At 69.2% G+C, this 7,353-nt stretch carries 11 protein-coding genes; 8 read left to right on the top strand and 3 right to left on the bottom strand.

The window, feature by feature from the left end; translation table 11 throughout:
* The first annotated feature begins 248 nt into the window (after nt 1–248).
* The 6 genes from folE to BHE97_RS02585 all read left to right on the top strand — a co-directional run bounded on the left by folE (nt 249) and on the right by BHE97_RS02585 (nt 3,705).
* The gene (gene folE / locus BHE97_RS02610) at nt 249–812 is read left to right on the top strand and encodes a GTP cyclohydrolase I FolE (RefSeq protein ID WP_087622465.1); all 564 of its coding nucleotides are present in this window, start codon (nt 249–251) and stop codon (nt 810–812) included.
* 58 nt (nt 813–870) lie between these two features.
* Nucleotides 871–1,677 (top strand): dihydropteroate synthase, encoded by an 807-nt coding sequence (gene folP / locus BHE97_RS02605; protein ID WP_087622464.1) that lies wholly within the window; start codon nt 871–873, stop codon nt 1,675–1,677.
* A complete protein-coding gene (locus BHE97_RS02600; RefSeq protein WP_087622463.1) occupies nt 1,674–2,111 on the top strand; it encodes a nuclear transport factor 2 family protein in 438 nt (145 codons plus the stop codon). The genes folP and BHE97_RS02600 overlap by 4 nt, the downstream gene beginning before the upstream one ends.
* A gap of 43 nt (nt 2,112–2,154) precedes the next feature.
* Nucleotides 2,155–2,550, top strand: coding sequence for a dihydroneopterin aldolase (folB, locus tag BHE97_RS02595; RefSeq protein ID WP_087622462.1), 396 nt, complete (start codon nt 2,155–2,157; stop codon nt 2,548–2,550).
* Nucleotides 2,551–2,654: 104 nt separating this feature from the next.
* Nucleotides 2,655–3,218: a 2-amino-4-hydroxy-6-hydroxymethyldihydropteridine diphosphokinase gene (gene folK, locus BHE97_RS02590; RefSeq protein WP_087622461.1), complete on the top strand. Its 564-nt coding sequence runs from the start codon at nt 2,655–2,657 to the stop codon at nt 3,216–3,218.
* 7 nt (nt 3,219–3,225) lie between these two features.
* Nucleotides 3,226–3,705, top strand: coding sequence for a DUF3180 family protein (locus BHE97_RS02585; protein WP_087622460.1), 480 nt, complete (start codon nt 3,226–3,228; stop codon nt 3,703–3,705).
* 246 nt (nt 3,706–3,951) lie between these two features.
* Here BHE97_RS02585 and BHE97_RS02580 read toward each other — a convergent pair whose 3' ends face one another.
* A complete protein-coding gene (locus tag BHE97_RS02580; RefSeq protein ID WP_087622459.1) occupies nt 3,952–5,592 on the bottom strand; it encodes a DUF885 domain-containing protein in 1,641 nt (546 codons plus the stop codon).
* 115 nt (nt 5,593–5,707) lie between these two features.
* Between BHE97_RS02580 and BHE97_RS02575 the strand changes: the two genes are divergently transcribed.
* Together BHE97_RS02575 and BHE97_RS02570 are read left to right on the top strand one after the other, a co-directional pair.
* A complete protein-coding gene (locus BHE97_RS02575; protein ID WP_170931216.1) occupies nt 5,708–6,055 on the top strand; it encodes a sterol carrier family protein in 348 nt (115 codons plus the stop codon).
* Nucleotides 6,056–6,093: 38 nt separating this feature from the next.
* Nucleotides 6,094–6,804: a lytic murein transglycosylase gene (locus tag BHE97_RS02570; protein WP_087622458.1), complete on the top strand. Its 711-nt coding sequence runs from the start codon at nt 6,094–6,096 to the stop codon at nt 6,802–6,804.
* 28 nt (nt 6,805–6,832) lie between these two features.
* Here the strand turns inward: BHE97_RS02570 and BHE97_RS20320 are convergent, their stop codons facing one another.
* Nucleotides 6,833–6,991: a hypothetical protein gene (locus BHE97_RS20320; protein ID WP_201791276.1), complete on the bottom strand. Its 159-nt coding sequence runs from the start codon at nt 6,989–6,991 to the stop codon at nt 6,833–6,835.
* 12 nt (nt 6,992–7,003) lie between these two features.
* Nucleotides 7,004–7,288, bottom strand: coding sequence for a hypothetical protein (locus BHE97_RS20315; RefSeq protein ID WP_201791275.1), 285 nt, complete (start codon nt 7,286–7,288; stop codon nt 7,004–7,006).
* Between the last annotated feature and the right edge of the window lie 65 nt (nt 7,289–7,353).

Here is a 7,353-nt window from a genome sequence, read left to right as displayed (position 1 = left end):
TCGGAGTCATGAGCGAGCGAGTCATTGATGGGGTGTCATGCTGGCGCCTCGCTACTGTCGATTCCTCCTGTGAGGCGACGGCATGAGCGAGCGGAGCGAGCGAGTCATTGATGGGGTGTCATGCTGGCGCCTCGCTACTGTCGATTCCTCCTGTGAGGCGACGGCATGAGCGAGCGGAGCGAGCGAGTCATTGATGGGGTGTCATGCCGGTGCCTCGCTACTGTTGATTCCTCCTGTGAGGCGACGGCATGAGCGTGGACCTGCCGCGCGCGGAGGCCGCGGTCCGCGAGCTGCTGCTGGCGGTGGGGGAGGACCCTGATCGCGACGGACTGCGCGACACGCCGGCGCGGGTCGCACGGTCGTACGCCGAGCTGCTGAGCGGTCTCGACCAGGATCCGACCGATGTCCTGACCGCGGTTTTCGACGTCGGCCACGACGAGTTCGTCCTGGTCAAGGACATCGAGCTGTGGTCGATGTGCGAACACCATCTCGTGCCTTTCTTCGGGGTGGCGCATGTGGGTTACATCCCCGGTGAGGGCGGCAATGTGACCGGGTTGTCCAAGCTCGCCCGCCTCGTCGATGTCTACGCCCGGCGCCCGCAGGTGCAGGAGCGCCTCACCACGCAGATCGCCGACTCGCTCGTCGAGGTGCTGCGTCCGGCCGGTGTCATCGTGGTGCTGGAGGCCGAGCATCTCTGCATGACCATGCGCGGAGTGCGCAAGGGCGGTGCGCGCACCGTCACCAGTGCTGTGCGCGGACAGCTGCGGGACTCGGCCACCCGGGCCGAGGCCATGCAGCTCATCACCGCGTAATCTGACCGGCGTGACCCTCCGCCTGCCCGGTCTCCCCGCCTGGGATCGTTGCGCCGTCATGGGCGTGGTGAACGTGACCCCGGACTCCTTCTCCGATGGTGGACGGTGGTTCGACACCGACGTGGCGATCGCCCACGGATACGAGCTCCTCGCACAGGGCGCGGACATCGTCGATGTCGGCGGGGAGTCCACTCGGCCGGGGGCCGTCCGCGTCGACGCCGAGGAGGAGCAGCGGCGCGTTCTCCCCGTGATCCGGGCCCTGTCCGCGGCCGGCGCCGTGGTCTCGATCGACACGATGAATGCCGACACCGCCGAGCGGGCGCTGTCCGCCGGGGCCATGATCGTCAATGACGTCTCCGGGGGCCGTGCCGATCGGCGGATGACCGCGGTCGCCGCGATGGCTCGTGTTCCCTTCGTCGTGATGCATTGGCGTGCGCACTCGGCGCAGATGCAGCAGCACACCCGCTACGAGGATGTGGTGGCCGATGTGACGGAGGAGCTGCTGCGGCAGCTGGACGATGCCGTGGCGGCGGGTATCGACCCGGCGAACATCATCGTCGATCCCGGACTCGGATTCTCCAAGACCGGCGACCAGAACTGGGAGCTCCTCGCGCAGCTGGAGGCCTTCACGGCGCTGGGCCATCCTCTGCTGGTGGCTGCGAGCCGGAAGCGGTTCCTGGGCGATGTCCTCGCGCACGAGGGTGTCCCACGGCCCACCGACGAGCGTGAGGATGCGACGGTGGCGGTGACGACACTCGCGGCTCTCGCCGATGCGTGGGCCGTGCGTGTCCACGCTCCGCGGGCCTCGGCGGATGCGGTGCGGGTCGTGCGCCGGTTGCGGCAGGCTGAGAGGCTGGACCAATGAGGAGCGTCGAGGAGCAGGTGGTCGCCGCGCATCGCGCGTTCTACGATGCGGTCGAGACCGCGGACTTCGATCTCATGGGCTCGCTGTGGGCCGATGATCCCGGTGTGAGCTGCGTGCACCCGGCGGCCCATCCGCTCTACGGCACCGAGAAGGTGCTGCGCAGCTGGGCGGTGCTGATGGCCCAGATCGACTACATCCAGTTCTTCCTCACCGATATCGAGGTGACGACCTTCCCCTCCGGGGAGGACCCCCGGACGGCCTTGGTGGTCTGCACCGAGAACATCCTTTCCGAGGGCGAGAGCACCGAGTCGTTCACGGGAGGCTCGGCGGTCTGCTCCAGCGTCCTCGTGCGCGATGGCGCGCAGTGGAAGCTCTGGTCCCGGCACGCGTCGCCGGTCGCGGTGCTGGAATCGGGTGACGAGGCGGACACATGAGCGAGCGGAGCGAGCGAACGAAGCGGCATGAGCGAGCGAACGAATGAGTGAGGATCGCATCACCCTGACCGGTATCCGGGCGGTCGGGCACCACGGGGTCTTCGACCATGAGCGACGCGAGGGACAGCTCTTCGTCGCCGATGTGGTCATGTGGCTCGATCTCGCTCCGGCCGGACGCACCGGGGACCTGCGCGCCACGGTCGACTACGGGACTCTGGGTCAACAAGTGCACGATGTGCTCGCCGGGGAGCCCGTCGACCTGATCGAGACGGTCGCCGAGCGGATCGCCGAGATCGGTCTCGGACACGCGGGAGTGCATCGAGTCGAGGTGACCGTGCACAAACCGCAGGCACCGATCCCGGTTCCTTTCGGTGACGTCGCGGTGACGGTCGTCCGGTCCCGGACGCACCCGACACAAAGTGCATCGGCCTCCGTATAGTGAACATGAGTCCTGCGTGCCGCAGGCCCCAGCGGGGCTTGTCCACGCCGGGCCGGCCCGCGACGGTGCTCGCGCACCGTCGACACGACAGAGTGGAGTAGCTAGTGACCGAATCGCCCACGCCGTACGTTCTCGACGCGGACACGATGACCGGGGGCATGCGTCCTATCCGGCAGGCCGTCCTGGCGATCGGGTCGAACCTGGGTGATCGTGCCGGCCGCCTGCAGGGCGCCGTCTCGGCACTCGAGGACACCCCGGAGGTCACGGTCGTGGCGATCTCGTCCGTGTATGAGACCGAGCCGGTGGGGGCCCCTGAGGAGTCCGGCAAGTTCCTCAATGCCGTCGTGCTGATCGACACGACCCTCACCGTGCACACGCTCCTCGACCGCGCGCTCGCGATCGAGGACGCCTTCGGGCGAGAGCGCGGCGAGCCGGGCGCTCCGAGGACCCTCGATGTCGACATCATCGTCGTCGGCGACCGCATCGCCGATGACGATCAGCTGACGCTGCCGCACCCGCGCGCCCACGAGCGTGGATTCGTGCTGGTGCCGTGGCTCGAGGTCGATCCCGAGGGTGAGATCCCCGGCCATGGATTCGTGGCCGATCTGATCGGCGATGTCGACACCTCTGGTGTGACCAAGCGCGAGGACGTCGAGATCATCCTGTGACACCACGATGAGGCGTGTCCAACGCAGCTCCGCGCTGTACGTCACGGTGCTCATCGCCGTGGGCGCGATCGTCGGCCGCCTCATCCCGCCGCTCGCGGTCAGGTTCGAGGGCCAGGCCCCCCGCCCGGACTGGACGGCAGCGGTGCTGCTGGCCGCGGGAGCGGCGGTGGTCGGGGTGCTCGCCTGGTCGACCTGGCAGTCCTTGCACAAGAAGAAGCTGCGGATCAATGCCGATCGGGCGATCCAGCTGCTCGCGGTGGCGAAGTCGTGTGTCCTCGTCGGTGGTGTGTTCAGCGGCGGTTACGCGGGTTTCGTCCTCACCTACGTCGGTGTGGACAGCGAGCTCGCGCGGGAGCGGCTGGTGCACGGAGGCGCCGCGGCCATCGCGGCGATCCTGCTGCTGGTTGCAGCGCTGCTCCTCGAACGCGCTTGCCAGCTGCCCGGGGACGATGACGAGTCCAAGGACACCGCCGCCTCCCCAGCCTGACCCTCCAGGTCCGCCCCGGTGGTGGGCGGTGAGTAGGCGTCCGTTCTCAGCGCTGGACGGTGGGTGAGCGTCCATTCGTTCCCCGAAAAGGACGCTGGCTCACCTCCTCTTGCCGGAGATGACAGAGGATGTGCTTCCGCGGTTGTCCCCGCGACCACCGAATCCCTCCGTCCCGGCACGGAGGGATTCGGTTGGCAGCTCACCGCTCCCGTGCGCTCCCGAGGGGTGAACCGGCCCTCGCGCGCGTCAGCCGAGGAGTGCTGAGCGCAGGGTGCTGAAGCCGACGCTGCCCAGTGCCAGGGCGTCGGCGTGGAAGCGCCGGAGATCGTTGCCATGGAGCCTGGTCCAGTCGGTACGCAGCCGCTCCCACTCGCGCTGTCCGACCTTGTACGAGGGCGCCTGTCCGGGCCAGCCGAGGTAGCGGTCGGCCTCGAAACGCACGAATCCGTCGTTCATGTTCACGTGCCGGGTGAGGAACGGGTACGCGTCGCCGCCGGTCCAGATACCGCTGCCGTCGGGCTTCTGGAGACCGAGGTGGACGCCGATGTCCAGCACGACGCGCGCCGCCCGCATGCGCTGGGCATCCAGCATCCCGAGCCGCTCGGCGGGGGCGGAGAGATAGCCCAGCTCGTCCATCAGCCGCTCGGCGTACAGCGCCCAGCCCTCTCCGTGGCCGGAGTTCCAGTTGAACCGGCGCCAGGAGTTGAGCCGGTCGCGCTGCGCCGCAGCGGCTCCCAGCTGCAGGTGATGGCCGGGAACTCCCTCGTGGTAGACGGTGGTCAGCTCGCGCCAGGTGTCGAAGCGGGTGATGCCCGCGGGGACGCTCCACCACATCCGGCCGGGACGGGAGAAGTCCTCACTGGGAGGCGTGTAGTAGATCCCGCCCTCGTCGGTCGGCGCGATCCGGCACTCCAGCGTCCGTAGCGGCTCGGGGATGTCGAAGTGGGTGGCACCCAGCTCTCGCACGGCCTCATCGCTCACCCCCTGCATCCAGGAGCGCAGCGCGTCGGTGCCGTCCAGGCGCAGTGCCGGGTCGGCCTCCAGATGGGCGATGGCCTGCTCGACGGTGGCGCCGGAGAGGATCTCGTCGGCAATGTCCTCCTGCTCGGCGACCATCCGTGCCAGCTCCTCGACACCCCAGGCATAGGTCTCGTCGAGGTCGATCTCGATGCCGACGAACTCGCGCGACAGGAGCGCGTAGAGGTCGCGCCCGATGGCATCGTCCGATCGGGCGTGGGGTGCCAGCTCCTCTTCGAGGAAACCGACCAGGCGAGCATAAGCGGCGATCGCTCCGTCGGCGGCGCCGTCGAGTTCGGAGCGGAGGGATTCGGGGCCGCGTGCGGCAAGCTCGCGGAAGAATCCCTCGGTGCCGGTGAGCTTGGGGGCCTGGGCCGCCACGGCCACGACCTGGCGGATCGCCGGGGTATTGCCGGCGGCGATGCCGGCCGAGAGCGAGGAGAGGTACCCCTCCATGGCGTCGGGCAGTCGGCGCATGCGGGTGGCGATGTGCTCCCAGTCCTCCGCGGTGTCGCTGGGCATGAGATCGAAGACCTCGCGCAGCGACTGCGCTGGGGAGGCGATCACGTTGAGGTCGCGCTGCCAGAGTTCCGCCGCGTGCAGCTCGATGGCGAGCTCGGCCGTGCGCAGCAGCTCGGCGCGGGTCACCTCGTCGACCTCGTCGGTGACCTCGGTGGCAGTGGCGGAAGCCAGGACGGAGCGCGACACCGCGGCCCGTCCGGCGTGCCCGTCGGGAGACAGGTCGCTGTACTGGCCTTCGCGACCGGGTCGCCCCAGTTCGACATGGAGCTCCGGCGAGAGCTCCAGCAGCGTGTCCATCCACGTCTCGGCGAGCCGATCCATCGGTGTCGGGATGCGTCCGGCGTCCATCCCCCGAGCCTAGAGCGCTCCCCAACTCGTTGAGTGTGACGTTTGGACGGCTGTTTGTGCCCGTCAGCCGTCCAAACGTCACACTCAACGAGTTGGGGAGCGCTAGGGTGGTGGGGTGGCCCGGCGACTCACCCCGCTCCCTGCCGCGGAGTTCCGATCGATCTGCGCGCGTATCGACGAGGGAACGGCCGATCGAGCGGATCTGAAGGCGGCGACCAAGCATCTGCTGGCCCTCCTCGTCCAGCGTGCCCCGGGCACGAGTGTCGAGGTACGGGTACCGCCCTTCGTCGCGGTCCAGTGCATCCCGGGGGCGCGGCACACGCGCGGGACGCCCCCGGCCGTGGTGGAGATGGACGCCGCGACCTGGATCGCCCTTGCGCGCGGGTCGCTCGACTGGGCCGATGCCCCGGTTCGTGCCAGCGGGGAACGCTCGGACATCAGCGGCTATCTGCCCCTCGTCTGAGCACCTCGCCGGTTGCCGCAGCTCGTTATTTTCGAGACATGCCCTTCCCCTCCCGCACGGCTCTCGCCGCTGCCGCCGCGGCCCTGATCCTGGCCGGCTGCGGCCCCGATCGTCCCGAGTTCACGGGACCCGCGGGGACGCCGCAGCAGGCTCCCCAGGCCGAGGCTCCCGCGACGGACGCACTGAGCGCGCAAGCCGATCCCGCGTGGGTCGAGCGGGTCGCCTCTGATGCGGAGATCCCCGCGCGAGCGGTGGCCGCCTACGCGGGGGCCGATCTGCGCGTGCGAGCCGAGGAAGGCTGCTCGGTCGGGTGGAACACGCTCGCCGGCATCGGCCGGATCGAGAGCCGCCACGGCGCCATCTTCGGTGGACGTATCGGCGACGACGGACGGGCGACGAGCGACATCATCGGCATCCCGCTCGACGGAACGAACGAGACGCTGGCGATCGAGGACACCGACGGTGGAGTCCTCGATGGCGACACTGAGTGGGATCGTGCGGTCGGGCCGATGCAGTTCATCCCCGAGACCTGGCAGCGCTGGGGCGCTGCCGCCGACGGGGACGGGCCGGGGGATCCGCAGAATATCGACGACGCGGCCCTCGCCGCCGCCCGCTACCTGTGCAGCGTGGGAGAGTCGGGTCTGGACGACGAGCAGGACTGGATCGCGGCGGTGCGCACCTACAACGACTCGCGGGACTACCAGTTCGATGTGGCGGCGGCCTCACAGGAGTACGGCCACCACGGCTGAATCGGCGTCGCGGGAGCCGAGCCCGGGATCAGGTCGACGACTCGACGAGAGCCGCGATCCGGTCGAGGGTCGCCTGCATCGCCCGCCGGGTCGACTCGGGCATCCCGCCGCGTCGCAGGAAGAGACGTTGCTTGTCCTGGCCGATGTCCCAGGTCTCGCGGACGTGGGTGCCGCCCTCGACGGGCACCAGCTCGTACTTCTAGATCCGCCCGCCGATGAGTCCGCCCAGGCCGGTGGTCTGCCAGGCGATCAGCTCATCGGGTTCGAACATCACGACGGTGTTGACCGTCGAATAGGGCAGCACCCGCTTCATCGACATCCCGAACCGTGACCCGAGTCGCAGTGGCTCCGACGAGCCACGGAGGGCACGAACGGTCCCCGAGCCGTCGAAGGAGGGATGCGCGGCGACATCGGCGAGCAGGGCGAAGATGCGCGGGGCGGGCGCCGCGATGACGCGTTCGGCGCTCACAGTGTTGCCGTCCATGGTTCATCTGACCACGGACTCGCCTGGCGCGCAGAACGACGCGACCGGGCGTCCCCGCGGTCCGG

Origin of the sequence: Aeromicrobium sp. PE09-221 (assembly GCF_002174305.1) — a bacterium.
GTDB lineage: Bacteria > Actinomycetota > Actinomycetes > Propionibacteriales > Nocardioidaceae > Aeromicrobium.
The sequence above is the reverse complement of the archived record's forward strand: the minus strand, read 5'-3'. Positions and strand labels throughout refer to the sequence as shown.

Bases quoted from the DNA above. Each gene is read 5' to 3' on its own strand.
- folE (WP_087622465.1), top strand. From the start codon at position 249: ATGAGCGTGGACCTGCCGCGCGCGGAGGCCGCGGTCCGCGAGCTGCTG.
- BHE97_RS02600 (WP_087622463.1), top strand. From the start codon at position 1,674: ATGAGGAGCGTCGAGGAGCAGGTGGTCGCCGCGCATCGCGCGTTCTAC.
- BHE97_RS02570 (WP_087622458.1), top strand. From the start codon at position 6,094: ATGCCCTTCCCCTCCCGCACGGCTCTCGCCGCTGCCGCCGCGGCCCTG.
- folP (WP_087622464.1), top strand. From the start codon at position 871: ATGGGCGTGGTGAACGTGACCCCGGACTCCTTCTCCGATGGTGGACGG.
- BHE97_RS02585 (WP_087622460.1), top strand. From the start codon at position 3,226: ATGAGGCGTGTCCAACGCAGCTCCGCGCTGTACGTCACGGTGCTCATC.
- BHE97_RS20315 (WP_201791275.1), bottom strand. From the start codon at position 7,288: ATGGACGGCAACACTGTGAGCGCCGAACGCGTCATCGCGGCGCCCGCC.
- BHE97_RS02580 (WP_087622459.1), bottom strand. From the start codon at position 5,592: ATGGACGCCGGACGCATCCCGACACCGATGGATCGGCTCGCCGAGACG.
- folB (WP_087622462.1), top strand. From the start codon at position 2,155: ATGAGTGAGGATCGCATCACCCTGACCGGTATCCGGGCGGTCGGGCAC.